This window comes from Pseudomonas sp. GW821-FHT02C04 (assembly GCF_059421845.1).
The window spans coordinates 608,151-630,148 of sequence record NZ_JBWKVT010000002.1 but is presented as its reverse complement, the minus strand read 5'-3'; the positions used below and the strand labels follow the sequence as shown (position 1 = coordinate 630,148).

Below are 21,998 nucleotides of genomic sequence, written 5' to 3'. Positions count from 1 at the left end.
GCAATCAGTCTATGACTGAGGGGCAGGGCAGGTGCTTGCGTAGTTCGCTTCTATAACTGTTGAGATTGGCATAACCTGCTTTCTTTTTGCGGTTACACCATCAGGATCTGCCAACCATGAAACTCGACGCCTTCGATCGCAAGATTCTCGCCGCGCTGCAACGGGACGGGCGCCTGAGCAATGTGCAACTGGCGGACGAGATCGGTTTGTCCGCGTCGCCGTGCCTGCGCCGGGTGCGGATGCTCGAAGAGGCCGGGGTGATTCGCGGTTATCAGGCGAACCTGGACCGTGACGAGGTGGGGCTGGGGCTGACGGTGTTCGTCGGGGTGAAGGTGGAACGGCACAACGATGAACAGGCCGAAGCGTTTCACCGGGCGGTGACGGCGTTGCCGGAGGTGATTTCAGCGTTTCTGGTCTCAGGGGAATCGGACTTTCTGCTGCAAGTGGTGGTGCCGGACTTGCGCGCCTATGACCGTTTCCTCACCGGTTGCCTATTGAAGCTGCCGGGCGTGAGCGACATTCGCAGCAATTTCGCGATTCACACGGTGAAGACCCCGGGAGCGTTGCCCCTGGGGCATTTGCCGTCCTGACACTTCCCGCGTCGCGCGGGAAGTATCCACGGACTGCTTACATCTGCGTCGCCATGCCCTCGACATTCATTGCCGCCTGGCGCAGCGCCTCGGAACGGGTCGGGTGAGGGTGGCAGGTCAGCGCAATGTCTTCGGCCGATGCGCTGAATTCCATGGCCACGCAGTACTCACCGATCATTTCACTGACGCTCGGGCCGACCAGATGCACGCCGAGGACTTCGTCGGTGTGCGCGTCGGCGAGGACTTTGGCAAAACCTTCGGTTTCGTGATTGATCTTCGCCCGGCTGTTGGCGGTGAACGGGAACTTGCCGACCTTGTAGGCCCGGCCTTCAGCCTTGAGCTGCTCTTCGGTCTTGCCGACGCTGGCCAGTTCCGGTCTGGTGTAGATCACGTTGGGGATCAGGTCGTAGTTGACCTCGCCCGCCTTGCCGACGATCTGCTCAATGCAGGCCATGGCTTCGTCTTCGGCCTTGTGCGCAAGCATCGGCCCTGACGTGACATCGCCGATCACCCAGACGCCAGGTGCTTCGGTGCGATGGTGTTTATTGGCGAGCATGCCGCGTTTGTCGGTGCTCAGGCCGACGTTCTCCAGGCCCAGGCCTTGGGTGTAAGGACGGCGACCGATGGCGACCAGCACGTAATCGGCTTCCAGCAGTTCGGCAGCGCCGCCGGCTGCCGGTTCGATGCTCAGTTGTACGCCGTTGGCCGAGGACGTGGCGTTGGTGACTTTCGAACTCAGTTTGAAGTTGATGCCTTGTTTGCTCAGCGAGCGTTGCAGTGTCTTGCCGGCCTCGCCGTCCACGCCGGGGCAGATACGATCGAGGTATTCCACCACGGTCACCTGCGCGCCGAGTCGGCGCCAGACCGAACCGAGTTCGAGGCCGATCACGCCGGCACCGATCACCACCAGATGTTTGGGCACTTCGCTCAAGGACAACGCGCCGGTCGAGTCGAGGATGCGCTGGTTGTCGATTGCCACGCCGGGCAGGGGAGTGGGCTCGGAACCCGTAGCGATGACGATGTCGGTGGCGGTCAGTTCGATCCGGCTGCCCTGATCGCTGGTCACGCTGACTTTTCCGGGGCCGTCGATGTGGCCCCAGCCCTTGATCCAGTCGACCTTGTTCTTACGGAACAGGAACTCGATGCCTTTGGTCAGGCCGGCGACGCTTTCGTCCTTCTGCTTCATCATTTGCGCGAGGTTGAGCGTCGGTTTGACCTCGATGCCGAGGTTGGCAAATTCCGCTCCCATCGCCGCGTCGTACAGTTCGGATGCATGCAACAGCGCCTTGGACGGCATGCAACCGACGTTGAGGCAGGTGCCGCCCAGCGTGGCTCGGCCTTCCACGCACGCGGCCTTGAGGCCCAACTGGCCGGCGCGGATCGCCGCGTTATAACCGCCGGGCCCACCGCCCAGAATCACTACGTCATAGTTGCTCATGCGCTTACTCCTGACTGAAGAATGCGGATCGCTAAAAATTACGTACGTAATATGTGCGTTTCCGGACATTTCGGTCAAGGCTTCAGGAACGCGACAGGTTGGGCATCCTTGAATGTGAAATTGAGTACAAATATTTCACGCATTTCGTTATATCGTAACGAGTTGTGCAGTGAGCCAAGGGTTTTGGGGGGTTATGCAAGTCGATCTGGACGTTGATGGCACGCAAGTGACCGGTTTGCCGCGCTTTCAGCAGGCGGCGGCTCAGGGTCGCCGATTGCGCCGGTTGGCCATCGGTCTCGGCGGGTTGGCCGTGGCCGGGGTGGTGCTGGCGTTTTTTGTTGGCCTGTTCGCCTCGCAATCGCTGTGGCCGGCGCTGTTGGTCAATCTGAGCGCGGCGCTGCTGGTGTTGGTCGCCGGGCTGCAATCGGCGTGGTGGGTGGCCGATTGGCGGGCGCGGGTGATCAACCCGGTGGTGCCGGTGACTGTCGAGGCAGAAACGCCGGGGCCGGACGGCTGGTACGAGCGACTGCTGGATCGATTGAGCCGACGCAGCCTGCATGTGCTGGGACAGATCGGCGCGGCAACCTTGTGGCTGGGCGGTCTGGCGCTGTTGGCGTTGCTCGGCATCGAGCAGGTGTGGAACCTGGCATTGCCTTCGGCTGCGGTGGGTTTGTCCGCTTCCGTCAGCGCGGCGATTGCGCTGCTGCTGGCGTTCGGTCTGCTGGTGCTGGAGCGGCAACTGGCTCAGGAAAATCCGGCGCAATGGCCTGAGGCGGGGGCGCTGGCGCAGCTGGTTCGAGTGGTCATCATCAGTCTGGTGTTGGGTGCATTGTGCTTGCTGTTTGCCAGTGAGAACTCGATCTGGCCCGTGCGACTGGCGGTGTTGATCGGCATCTTGCCGGGTCTGGTCGCGCTGGAGTTGTTGCTGCGTGCCGTGCTGTCGCTGTTCAGTCCGCGCCGCGAACAACTTGAACCGGTGTTGCTGGCCCGCAGTTTCGTCGCCGATCTGCTGCGCTGGCCGCCGCAACCGTTGCTCGCCTTGCAGCACGAATTGCACAACCGTTTCGGTATCGATCTGCGGCAGATCTGGGCCTTCAGTTACATGCGCCGCGCGTTTTTGCCGGTGTTGGTGCTAGTGACAGCCGTCGGCTGGTTGCTCACCGGCATTCATGAAATCCCGCTGCAAAGCCGTGGCATCTACGAGCGCTTCGGCAAACCGGTGCAGGTGTTCGGCCCCGGATTGCATGCCGGCCTGCCATGGCCGCTGGGCCGGGTGTTGAACGTGGAGAACGGCGTGGTGCACGAACTGGCGACCAGCGTCGGCGAGAACCCGGCGCCGGTTCAGCCGGATCCGGCGGAAGGTCCGGCCCCGATCACCGCCAACCGCTTGTGGGATGCCAGCCACGTCAACGACAAATCCCAGGTCATCGCCAGCAGCCGTGGCGAGCAACAGAGCTTCCAGATCGTCAACATGGACGTGCGTTTCGTCTATCGCATCGGCCTCAGCGATCAGGCAGCGTTGGCCGCGACGTATAACAGCGCGGATGTTCCGACGCTGATCCGCAGCACTGCGAGCCGGATTCTGGTCCACGATTTTGCGTCACGCACCCTCGACGGTTTGCTGGGGCAAGACAGGGTAGGGCTGGCAGATGAAATTGGCCGCGCTGTGCAAAACGATCTTCAGAAGCTCGACAGCGGCGTAGAAATTCTCGCCACGGTGGTCGAGGCGATTCACCCACCGGCCGGTGCTGCCAACGCGTACCACAGCGTACAAGCGGCACAGATTGGCGCTCAGGCGTTGATCTCCCGGGAACGTGGCGCGGCTGCCGAAGCGAGCAATCAGGCGCAGTTGCAGGCCAGCCTCGCGCGCGATCAGGCCAGTGCCAATGCCCACGAAACCAGCTCGACCGCCCGCGCGGCGGATCTGAAATTCAGCGCCGAGCAGAAAGCCTACGCCAGCGCGGGCCAGGCCTTCGTGCTGGAGCAATACCTCAGCCAGCTCAGTCAGGGACTGGGCAAAGCCAAACTGTTGGTGCTCGACCATCGTCTCGGCGGTAGCAGCAATGCGCCGACCATCGACCTGCGTACGTTCACGCTGCCGGCTGACCCGACGCCGGCGCGCTCCACCGCTCAACCAGGAGCCACCCATTGAGCCAGTCGCATACACACGATCACCATGACCACAGCGGTCACGACCATGCTCATGGCGGGCATCACCATCACGGGCATCACCACCACCATCATGGTGCACCGGAAGAGGCGGGGCCTTTCCCGTGGCGACGCATGGGCTGGGCTGTGTTGCTGGTGGCGTTTGCCATCGCAGCGGCAAGTCTGGTGCAGGTGCGTTCCGGTGAAGCCACGGTCATCACCCGCTTCGGCAATCCGTCCCGGGTGTTGCTCGATCCGGGTCTGAGCTGGCGCTGGCCGGCGCCGTTCGAAGCGGCGATCCCGGTGGATCTGCGTCTGCGCACCACATCGAGTGGTTTGCAGGATGTCGGCACTCGCGACGGTTTGCGCATCATCGTGCAAGCGTACGTCGCGTGGCAGGTGCAGGGCGACGCGGACAATGTTCAGCGTTTCATGCGCGCAGTGCAGAATCAGCCGGACGAAGCGGCGCGGCAGATTCGCACCTTTGTCGGCTCGGCACTGGAGACCACCGCCAGCAGTTTCGACCTGGCTAATCTGGTCAACACCGATGCCAACCAGGTGCACATCGCCGATTTCGAAGCGCAGTTGCGTCAACAGATCGATCAGCAGTTGCTCGCCACTTACGGCGTGCGCGTGGTGCAAGTGGGCATCGAGCGATTGACCTTGCCGTCGGTGACGCTCACCGCAACGGTTGACCGGATGCGCGCCGAGCGTGAAACCATCGCCACCGAACGTACTGCAATCGGCAAGCGTGAAGCAGCGCAAATTCGTTCTGGTGCCGAGCGTGATGCGCGAATCGTCCAGGCCGACGCCACCGTGAAAGCGGCCGAAATCGAGGCGCAATCACGGGTCGAAGCGGCGCAGATTTATGGCCGCGCTTATGCTGGATCGCCGCAGCTGTACAACCTGCTGCGTTCGCTGGACACCCTCGGCACTATCGTCACGCCGGACACCAAATTGATCCTGCGCACTGACGCCGCGCCATTCCGTGTGTTGGTGGACGGTCCTCCGAATATGGACAGCAAGACCGGAACGCAGCCATGAGTGAAGTTCCACGTGGAACAAATTCGTTGAACAGTCCGTGGATTCAGGCGGGACGTCTGGCGTTTTTTGCCCTGTACGCGGTGACGGTGCTGGCGGCGTTGGCCTGGGCGTTTTCCAATGTGCGGCAGATTGATCCGCAGAACCGCGCAGTGGTCATGCATTTCGGTGCACTGGATCGCATCCAGAATGCCGGGTTGTTATTGGCCTGGCCGCAGCCATTCGAACAGGTTGTTTTGCTGCCGGCGGCGGATCGGGTTATCGAGCGTCGAGTGGAAAACCTGCTGCGCAGTCCTGCTGCAATACAGGCCGATCGCGTTGCGACATTCGCCACACCGTTGAGCGATGCATTGGCCGGTTCCGGCTATTTGCTCACCGGTGATGCCGGTGTTGTACAGCTGGATGTGCGGGTGTTCTACAAGGTCACCGATCCCTATGACTTCGTGCTGCAAGGCGACCATGTGCTGCCGGCACTGGATCGACTGGTGACCCGCAGTGCGGTGGCCCTGACGGCGGCGCGGGATCTGGACACCATTCTGGTGGCGCGCCCGGAACTGATCGGCGCCGACAATCAAGCCGCCGAACGACGTGAACGCCTGCGCGGCGATCTGGTTCAGGGCATCAATCGTCGCTTGGCCGAATTGAAAGCGAGCGGGCAGGGCATTGGTATCGAAGTGGCGCGGGTCGATGTGCAATCGAGTCTGCCCGAACCGGCGGTCGGTGCTTTCAACGCCGTGCTGACCGCCAGCCAACAGGCTGACAAAGCGGTGGCCAATGCCCGCACTGACGCTGAAAAAATCACCCAGACCGCCAACGAACTGGCCGACCGCACCTTGCAGGTCGCCCACGCTCAGGCCGGTGAGCGCCTGGCAAAAGCCTCCGCCGATACCGCGACCGTCATGAGTCTGGCCCAGGCCCGACAGCAGGGCACCGACCCGCAAATGCTGCTGCGCCTGTACCGCGAACGGATACCGAAGATTCTCGGCCAGGCCGGTTCGGTCACCACGGTCGATCCGAAAGACGATTCCCGCCTGATCATTCAGGGAGCCAGTAAATGACCGCCACTACTGCCGCACCGAGTCTGTTGTCCTCGGCCGAGCAACGCCGCGCTGCGCGCCAACTGACCCTGGCGATGCTCGCCCTTGGCTTGCTGGGGCTTGGTTTGATCTGGCGCTGGTTGATGCCGGAGCAAACCGGCGTCAGTCAGTTGCTGCTGGGCGTTGCTTCTTTGCTGGTCGCAGTGCCAGTGATGCGTTCGGCGTGGTTCAGCCTGCGTTACCCGAGCCTGCACGGCATCACCGATCAGTTGATCGCACTGGCGATGCTCGGCGCCTGGGCCACCGGTGACCTGCTCACCGCCGCGCTGCTGCCGATCATCATGATCTTCGGCCATGTGTTGGAGGAGCGCAGCGTGATTGGCTCGCAGGAGGCGATTCACGCGTTGGGTCAACTTACTCGCAGCCATGCACGGAAAATCCAGGCGGACGGCACCGTCATCGAAGTCGATAACGGCACACTCAAGGCCGGTGACACTGTTGAAGTGCGGGCCGGCGATCGGGTGCCGGCGGACGGTCGAGTGTTGTCCGGCCAGGCCAGCCTCGATACGGCGTCGATCACCGGTGAGTCGGTGCCGGTGGAGGCGGGCGTCGGAATGACGGTTTTCGGTGGTGCGATCAACCTCGATGGTTTGCTGCGTATCGAGGTGACCCGCACCGGCGATGAATCGACCTTGGGCAAAGTCATCGCCCTGATGCAGAACGCCGAGCGCTCCAAGCCGCCGATCACCCGGCTGCTGGAACGCTACGCCGGCAGTTACATGGTGCTGGTGTTGCTGCTGGCGGCGGTGACCTGGTTTGTCACCAACGATGCGCAAGCGATGTTGGCGGTGCTGGTCGCAGCCTGTCCTTGCGCGCTGGTGTTGTCGGCACCGGCCACGGCGATTGCTGGTGTGGCGGTCGCGGCGCGGCACGGGATTCTGATCCGCAGTTCGGCCTTCCTTGAAGAGTTGGCTGACCTCACGTCCCTGGTGGTCGACAAGACCGGCACACTCACCTACGGCACGTTGCGTTTGCAGTCGATCAACAGCGCGCAGGCGGATCACGATTCGGTGATGGCGCTGGCTGCCAGTCTTGGCGCTGCCAGCAGTCACCCGGTCAGTCGTGCACTGGCGGGTCTGGTTCATGCGGACAACGTGCTGGTACTGACCGACATTCACGAACGACAAGGTTTGGGTGTGGTCGCCAAGACGGAGCAAGGTGAAGCGGCACTCGGTCGCCCGGAGCTGTTTGCGCAACTTGGCATCCCGACCACATCGGTTCCCGATCACGACGGACCTATTGCCGGTCTGGCGTTGAACGGTGAATTTCTCGCCTGGCTGTTACTGGCTGACAGCGTCAAACCGGAAGCACGCTTCGCCTTGAGCGAACTGCGCGAGTTGGGCCTCGGTCGGCAACTGTTGCTGACCGGTGACCGTCAGAGCGTGGCGCAAACCCTCGCACGGGATGTCGGCCTGCATGAAGTCGAAGCTCAAGCCTTGCCCGAAGACAAACTCAATCGCGTGCTGAAGGAAATCGACAACGGTTTCCGGCCGATGGTGGTCGGCGACGGCATCAACGATTCGCTGGCACTCAAGGCCGGTGTGGTAGGGGTTGCGATGGGGGCGGGCGGCGCGGACATCGCGTTGGCATCAGCCGACATCGTACTGATCGGCAGCGACTTGCGTCGTCTCGGCACTTGTGTGCGCCTGAGCCGCCAATGTCGGCGCACGCTGCAGGTGAACGTGATCATCGGTCTGGGCTGGACGCTGGCCATCGTCGTATTCGCTGCGTTCGGCTGGCTGGGCGCCGCCGGGGCGATGATCGCTGCGCTGCTGCACAACCTCAGCACATTGCTGGTGCTGGGCAATGCCGGTCGCTTGTTGCGATTCCAGGAGCCGCTGTTGAAGCTGGACGAGCAGAACTGATCATTTTTCGAACTGTGCGTCGGTCTTGAAGTCTTCTGAGAAGGCGCACTGAAGCACGGAGATCGGTGCCGTTGCAGCCACGTTGGCTGATAGGTGGCGACTATCGAATCGATAGCCTGCTAATTTTCAAGGATGGTCTACCCTCAGATCAGACGTCTGAAACCAGGGGGATATTCCATGCTCGCGCAACTTCCACCGGCCTTACAGAATCTGCAGCTACCGCTTCGCCTGCGACTCTGGGACGGCCATGAATTCAATCTGGGCCCGGCGCCCAGCGTCACCATTGTGGTCAAGGACCCGTCGATGGTGACCCAGTTTACCCATCCAAGTCTTGATGCGCTGGGGGCGGCGTTCGTCGAGGGCAAGCTCGAACTCGAGGGCTCGATCAGCGAGGTCATCCGGGTCTGCGATGAGTTGAGCAACGCGTTGCTCGACGAGGACGAAGACAGTCAGCCGGTGCGAACCGTGCACGACAAGGAAACCGACGCCAAAGCCATTTCCTACCACTACGACCTGTCCAACGCGTTCTATCAGCTGTGGCTGGACAGCGACATGGCGTATTCCTGCGCCTATTTCGAAACTGGCAGCGAAACCCTGGAGCAGGCCCAGCAGGCCAAGTTCCGGCACCTGTGTCGCAAGCTGCGCCTGCAACCGGGTGACTACTTGCTGGATGTGGGTTGCGGTTGGGGTGGTCTGGCGCGTTACGCCGCCCGTGAGTTCGGTGCCAAAGTCTTCGGTATCACCCTGAGCAAGGAACAACTGGCGCTGGCTCGGGAGCGCGTCAAAGCCGAAGGCCTGGAAGACCAGATCGAACTGCAACTGCTCGATTACCGTGATCTGCCGCAGGACGGTCGTTTCGACAAAGTGGTGAGCGTCGGCATGTTTGAGCACGTGGGTCACGCCAACCTGGCCGAGTACTGCAAAACCCTGTTCGGCGCGGTGAAAGAGGGCGGTCTGGTGATGAACCACGGCATCACCGCCAAGCACACCGATGGCCGTCCGGTGGGACGCGGTGCCGGGGACTTCATCGAAAAATACGTGTTCCCCAACGGCGAGTTGCCGCACCTGGCGATGATCTCGGCCGAGATCAGCGAGGCCGGTCTGGAGGTCGTCGATGTCGAAAGCCTGCGTCTGCATTACGCGCGCACGCTGGACCACTGGAGCGAACGGCTGGAGGACAACCTCGAAGCGGCCGGCAAACTGGTGCCGGATCAGGCCCTGCGTATCTGGCGCCTGTACCTGGCCGGTTGCGCCTACGCGTTTGCCCGGGGCTGGATCAATCTGCACCAGATTCTCGCGGTGAAGGCCCACCCCGATGGCAGCCATGAACTGCCGTGGACCCGCGACGACATCTATAACCCTTGAGCTAGAGAATCGGTGAAATCAGCCGGGCGATCCGCATGCCGAGTTGTTGCAGGCGGTGGATCTCCCGGCCTTCTTCCTTGGCGATTTCGTAGGCCTGGGCGAAGTCTTCGTTGAGCATCTGTTCCACGTGGCCGGCAAATTCGCTGTCGACCGTCAGCAACATCACTTCGAAATTCAACCGGAACGAACGGTTGTCCAGATTGGCGCTGCCGATGGCGCTGATTTCGCTGTCGACCAACACCACTTTCTGATGCAGGAAACCCGGTTCGTAGCGGAATACCCGCACCCCGGCGCGTACCGCTTCGAATGCGTAAAGACTCGATGCGGCGTAAACGATGCGGTGATCGGGGCGTGAGGGCAGCAGCAGTCGCACATCGACACCGCGCAGGACTGCGAGTCGCAATGCAGCGAACACCGCTTCGTCAGGAATGAAGTAGGGGCTGGTGATCCACACGCGTTCAGTCGCGGCATGGATGGCTTCGACGAAGAACAGCGAACAGGTTTCGTAGGCATCCGCCGGGCCGCTGGCCAGTAGTTGGCAGAGGACGCCATCCTCAGGGTAAACGTCTGGCAGGATCAGCGGAGGCAGCGTACGCGCGGCCCAGAACCAGTCTTCGGCAAATGACTCCTGCATGCACGCGACCACCGGGCCGCGCACCTGAACGTGGGTGTCGCGCCATGGCGCCAGTGGCGGTTTTTCACCCATGTATTCGTCGCCGACGTTGTGTCCGCCAACAAAACCGGTCATTCCGTCCACCACGACGATCTTGCGGTGGTTGCGGAAATTTACCTGGAAGCGATTGAGCCAGCCGCTGCGGGTGGCGAATGCTTTGACTTCAACCCCGCCATCGCGCAGGGCCTGCACGTAACTGTGGGGCAGGGCGTGGCTGCCGATGCGGTCGTACAGCAGATGAATCGCGACGCCTTCTGCGGATTTCTTCAGCAGCAGTTCGCGCAGGCGCTGGCCGAGGTGATCGTCGTGAATGATGAAAAACTGAATCAGCACGGCTTCCCGTGCCTGGTCGATTGCATGGAAAATCGCTTCGAAGGTGGCGGTGCCGTTGATCAGCAATTGCACTTCATTGTTGGCCAGGCACGGCATGCGTCCCAGCTTCGGCATCGCCCGCAGGGAGTCGTAGGCGTTCGAGGCGCGGGCGGTCAGGGCTTCTTCTACCCAGGGCCGCCAGTTCAGTTCGGAAACGGCCTGACGCATTTGTTCGTTGGCCTGACGCCGGGCCTTGATATAACCGTCGAAGGTGCTGCGACCGAACACCAGATAAGGAATGAGGGTGAGATAGGGAATGAAGATCAGCGACAGCGCCCAGGCGATCGAGCCTTGCGCGGTACGGACGGTCAACACCGCATGGATGGCGGCAATCGTGCCCAGGCTATGTATCAGCGCGATCAGATAACCGAAGATGTGCGGTCCAAAATAATCCATGGGGCAACCTTGCTCCTGAAGATTCAATGCTTAACAGACCATGTTCCTTTGCGGTTGTCGCTATTTTCTTTTTAGCCATGAAAGCAGGCCATGAACCGAAACAAGCGGCCGGCGTCTAACGGCCACTACTGATCAGGAGTTTTTCAATGAACGTTCGTCTGCTGGGTTTGGCGCTGGGTCTGGGGTTGGCCTTGCCGTTGGTTGCTCAGGCGCAAATGCTGCAGCCGGGGTTGTGGGAAATGACGTCGAGCAATGTGAAAGTCGATGATCAGGCCATGGACGTGCAATCGATCCTCGGCCAGATTCAGGGCCAGATATCCCCGCAACAGCGGGCGGCGCTGGAGAAGCAAGGGATCAACATCGGTGGCAAAGGCATCCGTGCCTGCCTGACACCGCAGCAAGTGGCGACCAATGATATTCCGCTGGCAGACCCGCAGTCGGGCTGCAAACAGCAGATCACTGAGCGCAACGGCAACCAATGGAAATTCCGTTTCAGTTGCCCGCGAGCCTCGGGCACCGGTGTGGCGACGTTCGTCAGCGATCGTGAGTTCACCACCATCGCCAACGGCACGTTCAATGCCATCGGGATCAACCAGAAGGGCAGTCTGGAAACCCGCGCCGTGTGGTTGGGCCAGGATTGCGGCACCGTCAAACCAAGAGCCTGAAAATCGAACCGCCCCCACAACAGTGTGGGGGCGGTCTTTTTTAGCGCATGAACCGCAACGGCAATCCCTGACACCCGTCGTGCAGCCGATTGTCGTGCCACGCAACCTGTCCCGACACCAGCGTCGTACTCACCCGATGGCGAAAGCTTCGACGAGCAAACGGCGTCCATCCGCACTGTGACAGGATCGGTTGTCGTGATACCGCGACACCCTCGGGCTCTGGCTGAATCAATACCAGATCCGCCCAATAACCTTCCCTCAAATAACCGCGATCCGGAATGGCAAACAGGTCGGCCACCCGGTGGCTGGTCTTTGCCACCAGCGTGGTGATCGGCAGCACGCCATCCGCTACCAGTTCCAACAACGCCGGCAACGCATGTTGCACCAGAGGCAGGCCGGACGGTGCCTGGGCATACGACAGCTGTTTCTCCGCCCAGGTATGCGGGGCGTGATCGCTGCCGATCACGTCCAGTCGATTGCTCAACAAGGCCAGACGCAGGGCATCGCGATCCGCCTGGCTTTTGATCGCCGGGTTGCATTTGATCTGGTTGCCGAAGTCCGGATAGTCGCGATCATCGAACAGCAGATGATGCAGGCAAACCTCCGCCGTGATGCGTTTATGCACCAGAGGTTTGTCCTCGAACAGTTGCAGCTCGCGGGCGGTGGTCAGGTGCAGCACGTGCAGGCGAGTGCCATGGCGTTTGGCGAGATCCACCGCCAGCGAAGAGGAGCGATAACAGACGTCGGCATTGCGGATCAGCGCATGGGCGTCGGGAGGGAGATGTTCGCCGAACTGCTCGCGCAATCTGGCGGTGTTGGCCTCGATGCTCGGCGTGTGTTCGCAATGGGCCAGCAGGATCGTCGGCACCTCGGCGAACAATCGCTCCAGCGTTTTGGGGTCATCAACCAGCATGTTGCCGGTCGACGCCCCCATGAACACTTTGACCCCGGCCACTTCGCTTGGATTGAGCGCCGCGACGGTGTCCAGGTTGTCGTGACTGACGCCGAAGTGAAAGCCGTAGTTGGCCACCGAGTTTATCGCCGCTCGACGCTTTTTGTCGGCCAGCGCTTCGAGGGTGAGGGTGGCCGGGTTGGTGTTGGGCATGTCCATGAAACTGGTGATGCCACCGGCCACGGCTGCGCGGGATTCGGTGTAGATGCTGCCTTTGGTTGGCGAGCCCGGTTCACGGAAATGCACCTGATCGTCGATCATTCCCGGCAGCAGCCATTGGCCGTTGGCGTCGATTTCCAGCGTGGCGTTTTCACCTTCGATGCTGCGGCCGATCTTGACGATGCGACCGTGGCTGACCAGCAGATCGGCGTCGAACTCACGCCCTTCATTCACCAGCCGCGCATTGCGAATCAGCACACTGTTCATGGGATCAGAACTCGTTCTGCAGGGCTTTGTAGCCGCGCACCAGATCGACATTGGTGCGCGCCACGTCTTCGGAAAACTCCGAAGCGCTGACGCTCACCGGCGGGAATTGTGAGAGGTCGGTGCCCGGCCCGATGCGGGTGGTGGAGGGCACGTAAAACGCATCCGGCAGATCCCGGCCATCGACCACCGAGTTGTGCCGCACCACGCAACCGTTGCCGACCACGCAGTTGAACAGCACGCTGTTGAAACCGATGAACACTCGGTCGCCGACCTTGCATGGCCCATGCACGATCGAGCGGTGGGCGATGGAGCTGAACTCACCGATGGTCACCGCCGCGCCGGATTTGGAGTGAATCACCACGCCATCCTGGATGTTCGAATTGGCGCCGATGGTGATCGGCTCCATCTCGCCCGAGGCGTCCACTTCATCGGCGCGAATGACCGCATAGGGGCCGACGAACACGTTTTCGCCGATCACCACTTTGCCGCAGATGATCGCGGTTTTATCGACGTAGGCAGACTCGGCAATTTGCGGCAGATCGCCGGAAGGATTTTTGCGGATCATGGTTGGCTCAGGGCGTCGTAAAGGGTGTTGAGGTTGTATTCGAAGAGTCCGGTGAACGTGCTGGCCGGACCCGACGCGGCGAGGGCGTCGGAGTACAGCGTGCCGCCGATGTGTGCGCCGCTTTCATCGGCAATCTGTTTGAGCAGGCGGGCGTCCTTGATGTTTTCCATGAACACCGCTTTGACCTTGGCCTGACGGATCTGGGTGATCAGTGCAGCGACTTCGGCAGCGGAAGGTTCGCGCTCGGTGGACAGACCTTGCGGCGCCATGAAGTCGATCCCGTAGGCTTGGCCGAGATAACCGAAGGCGTCGTGGCTGGTAACGATCTTGCGATTGCCCGGCGGCAGCGAACCGAGCTTGGCCTTGGCTTCGGCGAGGAGGGCGTAGATTTGTTTCAGGTAAGCCTTGCTGTTGCGTTCGTAGTCGGCTCTGTTCGCCGGGTCGGCGGCGATCAGTGCCTTGGTGATGTTGGCGACATACAGCTCGGTATTGGCCAGGTTGTGCCAGGCGTGAGGGTCGGGAACGGTTTCTCCGTCTTCATCCAGAGAGCGGGGGATCACGCCATGGCTGGCACTGATGACGGTGGCTTTGGTGTCAGTGCTGGTCACCAGTCGGTCCAGCCATGGCTCGAAGCCCAGTCCGTTTTTCACGATCAGTTTCGCTTTCAGAAGTGCCTTGGCATCGTCGGGCGTCGGTTCGTAGGTGTGGGCGTCGGCGTCGGGACCGACCATGTTGGTGATCTGGATATGCTCGCCGCCGACCTGATGCACCATGTCGGCAAGGATGCTGAAACTGGTGACCACCGGCAGTTTCTCCGCCGCCGACAATGACATCGACAGCATCAGGCTGAACAACACAAGTAGAGCGCGCATCGGGAAACACCTCATTGGGATGTGAGCAAGGGCGGGCGGCGCAGCAGGCCGTGAACCGGCCCGAGCACCACGGACAACAGGTAACCCATGCCCGCGACCAGCACGATGGCCGGACCGCTGGGCAGCGAGTAGTAGAACGACAGCAACAGACCGAGCCACACCGACAGGCAGCCGATCACGGCGGCGATGGCGATCAGGATCGGCAGGCGTCGGCTCCAGAAACGAGAAGCGGCGGCGGGCAGCATCATCAGTCCGACCACCATCAGCGCGCCGATGGCCTGGAAACCGATGACCAGGTTGAGCACCACCAGCGTCAGGAACACACCGTGGGCAATCGGGCCGAGTCGGCTGACGGTGCGCAGAAACAGTGGATCGAGGGTGTCGAGCAGAAGCGGGCGGTAGATCAGCGCCATGGCCATCAGACTCAGCAGCGAAACGCCCAACATGCCGTTGAGGGTCGGTCCGTCGACGGCCAGTGCCGAGCCGAACAGCAAGTGCAGCAGGTCGAGCCGTTTGCCGGCGATGCCCAGAATCAGCACGCCACTGGCCAGAGAGATCGGGTAAATCGCGGCGAGACTGGCGTCCTCGCGCAGGCCGGTTCGGCGGGTGATCCATGCGGCGAGTCCGGCCATGCTCAGACCGGCGCCGAGGCCACCGAGGGTCAGCGCGGGAAGACTCAGTCCGGCAAACCAGAAGCCGAGCGCGGCACCGGGAAGGATGCCGTGGGCGACGGCGTCGCCGATCAGGCTCATGCGTCGCAGGATCAGGAACACGCCCAATGGCGCAGTGCTGCACGCCAGCAGCAAACCGCCGAGCAGTGCCCGGCGCATGAACACGAACTCAAGGAACGGTTGCCAGAAATGCGCGGCGGCGTGCATCAGGCCACCTGCACGTTGGGTGTTTGCTGGATCAGTTCGACACTGGGACCGAACACGCAGCCGCTGTGTTTGATCAGCAGCGTTTGTGGAATGTGTTGGCGGACGGCGGCGAGGTCGTGGCCCACCATGACCAGTGTCCGGCCTTGCTCATGCCAGGTGTGCAGGTGTTGCCAGAGCAATGCCTGACCCAGTTCATCGAGAGCGGCATGGGGTTCGTCGAGCAGCAGCAAAGGCGTGTCGGCGAGACTCAATCGAGCGAGCAGGGCGCGTTGCAGTTCACCGCCGGAGAGGGCCATCAATGGGCGCTGTTCCAGACCACTCAAGTGCCAATCTTCAAGTGCCTGGGTGAGGCGTTGTGCTCGCAATTGCGTTGACAGTCGACGTCCCCAGAAACCAGCGGCAACCAGTTCCTGAAGGCTGATCGGGAATTGTCGATCCAGGTGCTGCTGTTGGAGGAGGAATGACAAACCACTTTGGCGGGGAACACCTAATGCGACGGCGCCGGCCAAAGGTCTCTGCAGTCCGGCGATGACTTTGAGCAGGCTGCTTTTACCACTGCCGTTGACGCCGATGATGGCGGTCAGGCTGCCGCGTTCCAATTGAAGGCTCAGCGGTGGAGTGAGGGGTTGGCCGGGTGATCCCCAACTAACGGACTGGAAGCGAATCATTCGGTCTCCCGGCGCCAGTGACTTTCAGCGACTGCATCGTGGGCGTGGAGGCTTTCGGCGTGAATCACGCATAGGTGGAATTCGCGGATGCCGGGTGAGCGACGCAGCGCCAGATTCAGGCGGCGAGCGGCGTCTTCGCAGAACATCAGGTTCTGGCCATTGGCGAGGGCGAAGGCTTGTTCGTCGGCGCGTTTAACGGCGGTTTGCACGGCGGTGCCGAGAGCTGCTTCGGCGTCGTTGATGGTCGAGGTCAGCGGCAAACCATCGACGAATTCATCCAGGTGCAGATGCAGTTGTGCCGTGCTGCGTTGGCTGTGGGGCGTTGCGACGATCCCCTGAGTCGAGCCCAACCAGGCCAGAACCTCGGCATGTTGCAACGGCTTGTTGGCGAAATCGTCGACGAATCGCTGCTGGATCAATTGCCTCGCCAGAGCGGCAGAGCAGGGGCAAGTCGAGGAGTAAGCCACCTCGATTTTCAGTTCCACGTGGAACACTGTGTTTTTCAGAGTGGCTGCAATGGTCACCGGATAGGTTTTCCATCCTGCCAATGGGCTGACCAATGCGGGCCTTCTGAGCAGCAAATCCGTATGGATATTCAGATAGGCGTTGGTGGCCAAACCTTCATGGCTGTCGAGAAAATGCTGCAAAACCTGGTGCAGAAGTGCGGGAGTGAGGTTCTGTTGTTCCAGCCTTTCCAGCGCCAGATACAACCGTGACATGTGAATGCCACGGGCTTCGCCGTCATCGAGGCTGACACCCGCATCGGCTTTTGCTGCCAGGCGTTGGCCCTCGATAAAGACAGGTAGAGCGATGCCACGCATCCCCACCCAATCAAGCGGCAAAGCTTGGCGGGCGGCTTGCGCGGCGATATCCGGCAGCGTCAGCGCATTCATGTTCAGTACCATCGTGTTGATTGAATTTGATGTTACATTATAACAATTCAAATCACGATGCCTTTTTCATGAACGGGCTTTCATATGCACAGACGCCATTTGCTTAACCTGATGTTGGCCAGCGCTGCTTTGGCTTTTCCTTTCAGTGTCAGCGCCACACAAATTCGCAATGCACGCCTCTGGCGTTCGGATGACAAGCTTCGGTTGGTCTTCGATTTGAGCGGGCCAGTGAGCTACAAGACGTTCACGCTGAGTGCGCCGGATCGTCTGATCATCGACTTGAGTGGTGCCAGTTTGAGTGGCGACTTCAGCCAATTGGCGCTCAGCGAAACGGTTATTCGCAGCATCCGCTCCGGGCACTTTGGTAAGGGCGATACCCGAATCGTCCTGGATTTGAGTGGTCCGGTGCAGCTCAATACCTTCCTGCTGGCACCTCAGGATGGGCAGGGGCATCGCCTGGTTCTGGATCTTTTGAGCGATTCAAAAGTGGCAGTGCCGAGCGTTCCACGTGAAACACCCGGAAAAACCAATCATCCAAAACGAGACATTATTGTCGTGGTCGACCCTGGTCATGGCGGCAAAGATCCTGGTGCAGTCGGTGCAAAAGGCGAGCGAGAAAAGGACGTTGTGCTCTCGATTTCACAGCTGCTGGCACGACGGTTGAAGCGGGAAAAAGGCTTCGATGTGAAGCTTGTACGCAACGACGACTTCTTTGTGCCGCTACGCAAGCGCGTTGATATTGCCCGTCAGCACAAGGCCGACATGTTCATTTCGGTGCATGCGGATGCCGCGCCGCGCCTGACCGCTTCTGGCGCATCTGTGTATTGCTTGTCTGAAGGTGGCGCGACGTCGGCCACTGCGCGCTTCATGGCGCAGCGGGAAAACGGCGCAGATCTGCTCGGTGCAACCAGCCTGCTGAATCTGAAGGACAAGGACCCGATGCTCGCCGGGGTCATCCTCGATATGTCGATGAACGCCACCATCGCCGCCAGTTTGCAGCTGGGCAGCACGGTGCTGGGGAGTCTGGCGGGCATCACCACGCTGCATCAAAAGCGTGTGGAACAAGCAGGATTTGCGGTGCTGAAGTCACCCGATGTGCCGTCGATTCTGGTGGAAACCGGGTTCATTTCTAACGCGCGGGACAGTCAGCGGCTGGTCACGGCACGCCATCAGCAAGCGGTGGCTGATGGATTGTTTGAAGGGTTGCAGCGCTATTTCCAGAAAAACCCACCGACCGACAGCTATATCGCCTGGCAGCAGGAGCAGCAACAAGCGCGTGTCTAGCAGCCTGTGAGTCGGCTGCAGGTGAACTTCCCGGTGCTTCCGCCGGAGCTGGAGAAGCGGTTGATCGTCGTCCAGCCCACCCGGCGGTTGTAGCCGACCCAGGCTTCGCCGTCGGAAGCGATCCCGGTGAAGAACGTCAGTTGCCCGTAAATGCTGTTGGTTTGCGCCCAGTAACGTTGGCCAATCTTCTCGAAACCCCGCAAATAAATCGTCTTGCCGGCGGTGTTGACGCTATAGGCGTTGCCATTGGCATCGACACACGCCAGCAGGTTAGCGCTGCGCGTGCAGGTAGCGAGCCCCGGGACTTGTGCCCATACGTCGAAGGCCAGCAAGGCGAGACCGAGGAGTGAGCATTTCAGCGCAGTTTTCATGAGGTAGCCCGGGAGCGAAGTGTTTCCAGCTTCCAGCCCTTTGTCATTTCCGGCAAGAAGAAAGTGGATCTTTAATATTGTTATACTATAACATAAATTCAATCGGGCTTTCCGTGGCTCCTGTTTTCAAGCGTCTGCTTCTCTGACGGTCTCGTCGAAGCCCAAGAACGCCTGCCGCCGAGAGCGTTTCCTGCGTTTAGCTACCGTTTGATGAGGTTTACCCCATGTCTTCCCCGCTTCCCGTGACCGTTTTATCCGGCTTTCTCGGCGCCGGAAAAAGTACACTTTTGAATTACGTACTACGTAACAGAGACGATCTGCGTGTGGCGGTGATCGTCAATGATATGAGCGAAATCAATATTGATGGCAGCGAAGTTCAGCGTGATGTCGACCTGAACCGCGCAGAAGAAAAACTCGTTGAGATGAGCAACGGCTGTATCTGCTGTACGTTACGCGAAGACCTTCTGGAGGAGGTCGCCAAACTGGCCCGTGAAGGCCGATTCGATTACCTGCTGATCGAATCCACCGGCATTTCCGAGCCATTGCCGATAGCCGAGACCTTCACCTTCCGAGACGAGCAGGGCCAAAGCCTCGCTGACATCGCTCGCCTCGACACCATGGTCACTGTAGTCGACGGCCTGAATTTCCTGCCTGACTTCCAGGCCGCTGAAAGCCTGGCTTCCCGTGGCGAAATTCTTGGAGAAGAAGATGAGCGTTCGATCACCGATCTGTTGATCGAACAGATCGAGTTCGCCGACGTTCTGTTGATCAGCAAGATCGATCTGATCAGCAGCAACGAACGGGAAGAGCTGATGGCGATCCTCAAGCGGCTCAACGCTAACGCCGAAATCATCCCGATGGTGATGGGTGAAGTGCCGCTGGAGAAGATCCTCAACACCCACCGCTTCGACTTCGACAGGGCCGCAACCGCCCCGGGCTGGCTACAGGAATTGCGTGGCGAGCATGTGCCGGAAACCGAGGAATACGGCATCGCGTCCACGGCTTACCGCGCGCGCCGACCCTTTCACCCTCAGCGTTTTTTCGACTTCATCGATCGGCCCTGGCTGAACGGCAAGCTGCTGCGCTCCAAAGGTTTCTTCTGGCTCGCGAGCAAACCCACGGATGCCGGTAGCTGGTCGCAGGCGGGCGGTTTGATGCGCCACGGTTTCGCCGGGCGCTGGTGGCGTTTCGTGCCGAAGAATCAGTGGCCACAGGATCAGGAAAGCACCGCTGCGATCATGGAGAACTGGACCGCCAGCGTAGGAGACTGTCGTCAGGAGCTGGTGTTTATCGGCCAGAACATCGATTTCGCACAACTCAAGTCAGCCCTGGACGACTGCCTGCTCACCGATGCCGAGATGGCGCTCGGTGTCGAAGGCTGGCGATTGCTGGCCGATCCGTTCGGCCCCTGGCATGACGAGGCCGCGTGATGCTTGCCCTCAAACCGTTGCAAAACAGAACGCGTCAGCAAGTCCTCGGCCCGACCCCACAAGCGCTGACGAGCATCCTGGAAGATGAAATCAACCTTGCCGTCTGGCAGCGGCAGCTTCCGCTGCATGTCGCCGATTTCGCGAGATTGTTGCTGTCATTGGATGAGCCCTACGCCGAAGCGCTGAGCCTTGAATTACACGACGAAGATACCGAACCGGACCTCACTGGCCTGGCCAGTGGATTCCGTGATCTGGAAGGCTACGAAGGTTTTATCGCCGACCTGAAATGGCTGGTCGGCGCCTTCGCCTGCCTGCTCGGGGCACGGCGGATCGGCCTGCGCTTGCGTGTGCTGGACAAGGCGATGTGCCCGCGTTTTCACGTCGATCATGTGCCCGTCCGGCTGATTACCACCTACGCCGGTATTGGCAGCGAGTGGCTGAAGGAAGGGGAAATGGATCGCCGGCAACTGGGAAAACCACTCGCCGAACCGCAGGAAAAATCGCGGATTCAGCAACTGGTCAGCGGCGAAGTGGCGCTGCTCAAAGGAGAAAAGTGGCACGGCAACGAAGGTTTCGGCCTGATCCATCGTTCTCCGCAACCGGCTTCGGGTGAACGGCGTCTGATGCTGACCCTCGACTGGCTGGGCTGATGCCTCAAGGCTTGAGCCAGTTGCCCTGGCTCTGGCTTTCACAGTACGGCTTCAAATAGGCCGCATCGGTGGGCACGCCGTAATAGTGGATATCCTGGCGATAAGGCATATTGGCGACTTGCGCGTTGCTGCACACGCCAAAAGCCCCGGTAGGGCACTGATCGACGTACTGCACGTCGACTGTCTGCCCCGCCAGAGTGGGTTTGCAGAAGCCGTCATTGAACAGTTTCTCCGGGATGTTGCGGTTCTGCTGGCAGACCTTCACGTCGAGGCGTTCCGCCTGGCTGTGCACCACACAGGCCTGGGCCAGCGCTTCGCCCGACACCAACGCCAACAGCAACGACCATCCCATCCACCGCATTCCCGACCTCCAGAAAACCTTGATCATGTTGCAGAACATTCCCACCCACGTCATCGCAGGTCCCTTGGGCACCGGCAAGACCAGCCTGATCCGCCAGCTCATGGCGCAGCGACCGGCCGGTGAGCGCTGGGCGGTACTGATCAACGAGTTCGGCCAGATCGGCCTCGACGCTGCGCTGTTGACCCGGGACGCCGATGGTATCGCACTGGGCGAAGTGGCCGGAGGCTGTTTGTGTTGCGTGAACGGTGCGCCGTTTCAGATCGGGCTGGGCCGTTTATTGCGCAAGTCTCAGCCGGATCGCCTGTTCATCGAGCCCTCCGGTCTGGGGCATCCGGCGCAGTTGCTGCAACAACTGAGCGAGGCCCCATGGCAAGGCGTTCTCGCCGTTCAGCCCTGCGTTCTGGTGCTGGACGCCCAGGCACTGGCGGCGGGCAAAACACTGCCGCCGGCTCAACAGGAGGCGATCCCGAATGCCGGCCTGCTGGTGTTGAACAAGGCAGAAAGCCTCGATGAATCCGAGCGTGAGCTGATCGCCCGCCAGTTGCCGTCCGTCAGGTTGATCTGGACGCAGCAGGCGACGTTCCCCCTGAGCGAATTGCCAGGAGTGGCGGCTCAAGCGCAAGCCGGTGTGGATAAGTTGATCGTGCCCAAGGGGCTGGGGCAGATGCCGGCCGTCTGGAGCGATCCGGCTTTGCCGATTTGCCTGAGTCAGGCGCAGGAGGGCGGCTGGAGCATCGGCTGGCGCTGGCACCCAAGCCAGACGTTTGACGTGATTCGCATCACTCAGTGGCTGGAATCCCTGCACTGGCTCCGGGCGAAATTGGTTATCCACAGCCAGGATGGCTGGAAATCAGCTAATGCCCTGGATAACGCCAAACTGGACTGGCAGCCCAGCGAGTGGCGCAAGGACTCTCGGATCGAGCTGATTTTCGACCAGCCGCAGGCGATCGATGAGTTGCAGGCTGGATTGGCCGGTTGTCGGATTCAAGCGGCCTGAG

General features: G+C 60.8%; 21 protein-coding genes. 11 read left to right on the top strand and 10 right to left on the bottom strand.

Annotated elements, in window-relative coordinates; genetic code table 11:
- Positions 1-116 precede the first annotated feature (116 nt).
- Complete coding sequence (locus tag AC07VV_RS11035) at positions 117-590, top strand: Lrp/AsnC family transcriptional regulator (RefSeq protein ID WP_007954205.1); 474 nt, start codon at positions 117-119, stop codon at positions 588-590.
- A gap of 37 nt (positions 591-627) precedes the next feature.
- On the opposite strand, the gene lpdA is transcribed toward AC07VV_RS11035, so the two are convergent.
- Entirely contained in the window at positions 628-2,028 is a 1,401-nt protein-coding gene (lpdA, locus tag AC07VV_RS11030) for a dihydrolipoyl dehydrogenase (RefSeq protein ID WP_495036233.1), read from the bottom strand.
- Between the two features lie 193 nt (positions 2,029-2,221).
- Between lpdA and hflK (AC07VV_RS11025) the strand changes: the two genes are divergently transcribed.
- The 5 genes from hflK (AC07VV_RS11025) to cfaB all read left to right on the top strand — a co-directional run bounded on the left by hflK (AC07VV_RS11025) (position 2,222) and on the right by cfaB (position 9,544).
- Complete coding sequence (hflK, locus tag AC07VV_RS11025; protein WP_495036232.1) at positions 2,222-4,180, top strand: protease modulator HflK; 1,959 nt, start codon at positions 2,222-2,224, stop codon at positions 4,178-4,180.
- The gene (gene hflC / locus AC07VV_RS11020) at positions 4,177-5,220 is read left to right on the top strand and encodes a protease modulator HflC (protein ID WP_096817078.1); all 1,044 of its coding nucleotides are present in this window, start codon (positions 4,177-4,179) and stop codon (positions 5,218-5,220) included. Before hflK (AC07VV_RS11025) ends, hflC begins: the two co-directional genes overlap by 4 nt.
- On the top strand, positions 5,217-6,275 hold the full coding sequence (gene hflK, locus AC07VV_RS11015) for a protease modulator HflK (protein WP_495036231.1): 1,059 nt from the start codon (positions 5,217-5,219) through the stop codon (positions 6,273-6,275). Before hflC ends, hflK (AC07VV_RS11015) begins: the two co-directional genes overlap by 4 nt.
- On the top strand, positions 6,272-8,179 hold the full coding sequence (locus AC07VV_RS11010; protein ID WP_495036230.1) for a heavy metal translocating P-type ATPase: 1,908 nt from the start codon (positions 6,272-6,274) through the stop codon (positions 8,177-8,179). Before hflK (AC07VV_RS11015) ends, AC07VV_RS11010 begins: the two co-directional genes overlap by 4 nt.
- A gap of 177 nt (positions 8,180-8,356) precedes the next feature.
- Positions 8,357-9,544, top strand: coding sequence for a C17 cyclopropane fatty acid synthase CfaB (cfaB, locus tag AC07VV_RS11005; RefSeq protein ID WP_495036229.1), 1,188 nt, complete (start codon positions 8,357-8,359; stop codon positions 9,542-9,544).
- Position 9,545: 1 nt separating this feature from the next.
- On the opposite strand, the gene cls is transcribed toward cfaB, so the two are convergent.
- On the bottom strand, positions 9,546-10,985 hold the full coding sequence (gene cls, locus AC07VV_RS11000) for a cardiolipin synthase (RefSeq protein WP_495036228.1): 1,440 nt from the start codon (positions 10,983-10,985) through the stop codon (positions 9,546-9,548).
- Positions 10,986-11,131: 146 nt separating this feature from the next.
- Here cls and AC07VV_RS10995 point away from each other — a divergent pair, with 146 nt between their 5' ends.
- A complete protein-coding gene (locus tag AC07VV_RS10995; RefSeq protein WP_096817084.1) occupies positions 11,132-11,650 on the top strand; it encodes a DUF3617 domain-containing protein in 519 nt (172 codons plus the stop codon).
- Positions 11,651-11,690: 40 nt separating this feature from the next.
- Here the strand turns inward: AC07VV_RS10995 and AC07VV_RS10990 are convergent, their stop codons facing one another.
- Genes AC07VV_RS10990 through folE2 form a run of 6 tightly spaced genes read right to left on the bottom strand, consistent with a single transcriptional unit; the run spans position 11,691 to position 16,904 of the window.
- Positions 11,691-13,028 (bottom strand): dihydroorotase, encoded by a 1,338-nt coding sequence (locus AC07VV_RS10990; RefSeq protein ID WP_495036227.1) that lies wholly within the window; start codon positions 13,026-13,028, stop codon positions 11,691-11,693.
- Positions 13,029-13,032: 4 nt separating this feature from the next.
- Entirely contained in the window at positions 13,033-13,593 is a 561-nt protein-coding gene (locus tag AC07VV_RS10985) for a gamma carbonic anhydrase family protein (protein WP_085731299.1), read from the bottom strand.
- Positions 13,590-14,465, bottom strand: a complete 876-nt coding sequence (locus tag AC07VV_RS10980; protein WP_495036226.1) for a metal ABC transporter substrate-binding protein — start codon at positions 14,463-14,465, stop codon at positions 13,590-13,592. Before AC07VV_RS10980 ends, AC07VV_RS10985 begins: the two co-directional genes overlap by 4 nt.
- Before the next feature lie 11 nt (positions 14,466-14,476).
- Positions 14,477-15,343 (bottom strand): metal ABC transporter permease, encoded by an 867-nt coding sequence (locus AC07VV_RS10975; RefSeq protein WP_495036225.1) that lies wholly within the window; start codon positions 15,341-15,343, stop codon positions 14,477-14,479.
- A complete protein-coding gene (locus AC07VV_RS10970) occupies positions 15,343-16,011 on the bottom strand; it encodes a metal ABC transporter ATP-binding protein (RefSeq protein ID WP_495036224.1) in 669 nt (222 codons plus the stop codon). Before AC07VV_RS10970 ends, AC07VV_RS10975 begins: the two co-directional genes overlap by 1 nt.
- Positions 16,008-16,904, bottom strand: coding sequence for a GTP cyclohydrolase FolE2 (folE2, locus tag AC07VV_RS10965; protein ID WP_495036223.1), 897 nt, complete (start codon positions 16,902-16,904; stop codon positions 16,008-16,010). The genes AC07VV_RS10970 and folE2 overlap by 4 nt, the downstream gene beginning before the upstream one ends.
- Positions 16,905-16,988: 84 nt before the next feature.
- On the opposite strand from folE2, the gene AC07VV_RS10960 reads away from it, so the two are divergent.
- Positions 16,989-18,188 (top strand): N-acetylmuramoyl-L-alanine amidase, encoded by a 1,200-nt coding sequence (locus tag AC07VV_RS10960; RefSeq protein ID WP_495036222.1) that lies wholly within the window; start codon positions 16,989-16,991, stop codon positions 18,186-18,188.
- Here the strand turns inward: AC07VV_RS10960 and AC07VV_RS10955 are convergent.
- Complete coding sequence (locus AC07VV_RS10955) at positions 18,185-18,559, bottom strand: glutamine synthetase (protein ID WP_096817097.1); 375 nt, start codon at positions 18,557-18,559, stop codon at positions 18,185-18,187. The genes AC07VV_RS10960 and AC07VV_RS10955 overlap by 4 nt on opposite strands.
- Positions 18,560-18,783: 224 nt before the next feature.
- Here AC07VV_RS10955 and zigA point away from each other — a divergent pair, with 224 nt between their 5' ends.
- Positions 18,784-19,989: a zinc metallochaperone GTPase ZigA gene (gene zigA / locus AC07VV_RS10950; protein ID WP_495036221.1), complete on the top strand. Its 1,206-nt coding sequence runs from the start codon at positions 18,784-18,786 to the stop codon at positions 19,987-19,989.
- A complete protein-coding gene (locus AC07VV_RS10945; protein WP_495036220.1) occupies positions 19,989-20,639 on the top strand; it encodes a DUF1826 domain-containing protein in 651 nt (216 codons plus the stop codon). The genes zigA and AC07VV_RS10945 overlap by 1 nt, the downstream gene beginning before the upstream one ends.
- A gap of 4 nt (positions 20,640-20,643) precedes the next feature.
- Here AC07VV_RS10945 and AC07VV_RS10940 read toward each other — a convergent pair whose 3' ends face one another.
- The gene (locus AC07VV_RS10940; RefSeq protein ID WP_102620641.1) at positions 20,644-21,000 is read right to left on the bottom strand and encodes an NADH:ubiquinone oxidoreductase; all 357 of its coding nucleotides are present in this window, start codon (positions 20,998-21,000) and stop codon (positions 20,644-20,646) included.
- A 25-nt stretch (positions 21,001-21,025) separates the two neighbouring features.
- On the opposite strand from AC07VV_RS10940, the gene AC07VV_RS10935 reads away from it, so the two are divergent.
- Positions 21,026-21,997 carry a CobW family GTP-binding protein gene (locus AC07VV_RS10935; protein ID WP_495036219.1) on the top strand — a complete coding sequence of 324 codons (972 nt, stop codon included), beginning with the start codon at positions 21,026-21,028 and terminating at the stop codon, positions 21,995-21,997.
- Position 21,998: the final 1 nt, after the last annotated feature.

What these genes read in the sequence shown, in the direction of transcription:
- AC07VV_RS11035 (WP_007954205.1), top strand. Translation starts at nt 117, where the DNA reads ATGAAACTCGACGCCTTCGATCGCAAGATTCTCGCCGCGCTGCAACGG.
- lpdA (WP_495036233.1), bottom strand. Translation starts at nt 2,028, where the DNA reads ATGAGCAACTATGACGTAGTGATTCTGGGCGGTGGGCCCGGCGGTTAT.
- hflK (WP_495036232.1), top strand. Translation starts at nt 2,222, where the DNA reads ATGCAAGTCGATCTGGACGTTGATGGCACGCAAGTGACCGGTTTGCCG.
- hflK (WP_495036231.1), top strand. Translation starts at nt 5,217, where the DNA reads ATGAGTGAAGTTCCACGTGGAACAAATTCGTTGAACAGTCCGTGGATT.
- AC07VV_RS11010 (WP_495036230.1), top strand. Translation starts at nt 6,272, where the DNA reads ATGACCGCCACTACTGCCGCACCGAGTCTGTTGTCCTCGGCCGAGCAA.
- cfaB (WP_495036229.1), top strand. Translation starts at nt 8,357, where the DNA reads ATGCTCGCGCAACTTCCACCGGCCTTACAGAATCTGCAGCTACCGCTT.
- cls (WP_495036228.1), bottom strand. Translation starts at nt 10,985, where the DNA reads ATGGATTATTTTGGACCGCACATCTTCGGTTATCTGATCGCGCTGATA.
- AC07VV_RS10995 (WP_096817084.1), top strand. Translation starts at nt 11,132, where the DNA reads ATGAACGTTCGTCTGCTGGGTTTGGCGCTGGGTCTGGGGTTGGCCTTG.
- AC07VV_RS10990 (WP_495036227.1), bottom strand. Translation starts at nt 13,028, where the DNA reads ATGAACAGTGTGCTGATTCGCAATGCGCGGCTGGTGAATGAAGGGCGT.
- AC07VV_RS10985 (WP_085731299.1), bottom strand. Translation starts at nt 13,593, where the DNA reads ATGATCCGCAAAAATCCTTCCGGCGATCTGCCGCAAATTGCCGAGTCT.
- AC07VV_RS10980 (WP_495036226.1), bottom strand. Translation starts at nt 14,465, where the DNA reads ATGCGCGCTCTACTTGTGTTGTTCAGCCTGATGCTGTCGATGTCATTG.
- AC07VV_RS10975 (WP_495036225.1), bottom strand. Translation starts at nt 15,343, where the DNA reads ATGCACGCCGCCGCGCATTTCTGGCAACCGTTCCTTGAGTTCGTGTTC.
- AC07VV_RS10970 (WP_495036224.1), bottom strand. Translation starts at nt 16,011, where the DNA reads ATGATTCGCTTCCAGTCCGTTAGTTGGGGATCACCCGGCCAACCCCTC.
- folE2 (WP_495036223.1), bottom strand. Translation starts at nt 16,904, where the DNA reads ATGAATGCGCTGACGCTGCCGGATATCGCCGCGCAAGCCGCCCGCCAA.
- AC07VV_RS10960 (WP_495036222.1), top strand. Translation starts at nt 16,989, where the DNA reads ATGCACAGACGCCATTTGCTTAACCTGATGTTGGCCAGCGCTGCTTTG.
- AC07VV_RS10955 (WP_096817097.1), bottom strand. Translation starts at nt 18,559, where the DNA reads ATGAAAACTGCGCTGAAATGCTCACTCCTCGGTCTCGCCTTGCTGGCC.
- zigA (WP_495036221.1), top strand. Translation starts at nt 18,784, where the DNA reads ATGTCTTCCCCGCTTCCCGTGACCGTTTTATCCGGCTTTCTCGGCGCC.
- AC07VV_RS10945 (WP_495036220.1), top strand. Translation starts at nt 19,989, where the DNA reads ATGCTTGCCCTCAAACCGTTGCAAAACAGAACGCGTCAGCAAGTCCTC.
- AC07VV_RS10940 (WP_102620641.1), bottom strand. Translation starts at nt 21,000, where the DNA reads ATGCGGTGGATGGGATGGTCGTTGCTGTTGGCGTTGGTGTCGGGCGAA.
- AC07VV_RS10935 (WP_495036219.1), top strand. Translation starts at nt 21,026, where the DNA reads ATGTTGCAGAACATTCCCACCCACGTCATCGCAGGTCCCTTGGGCACC.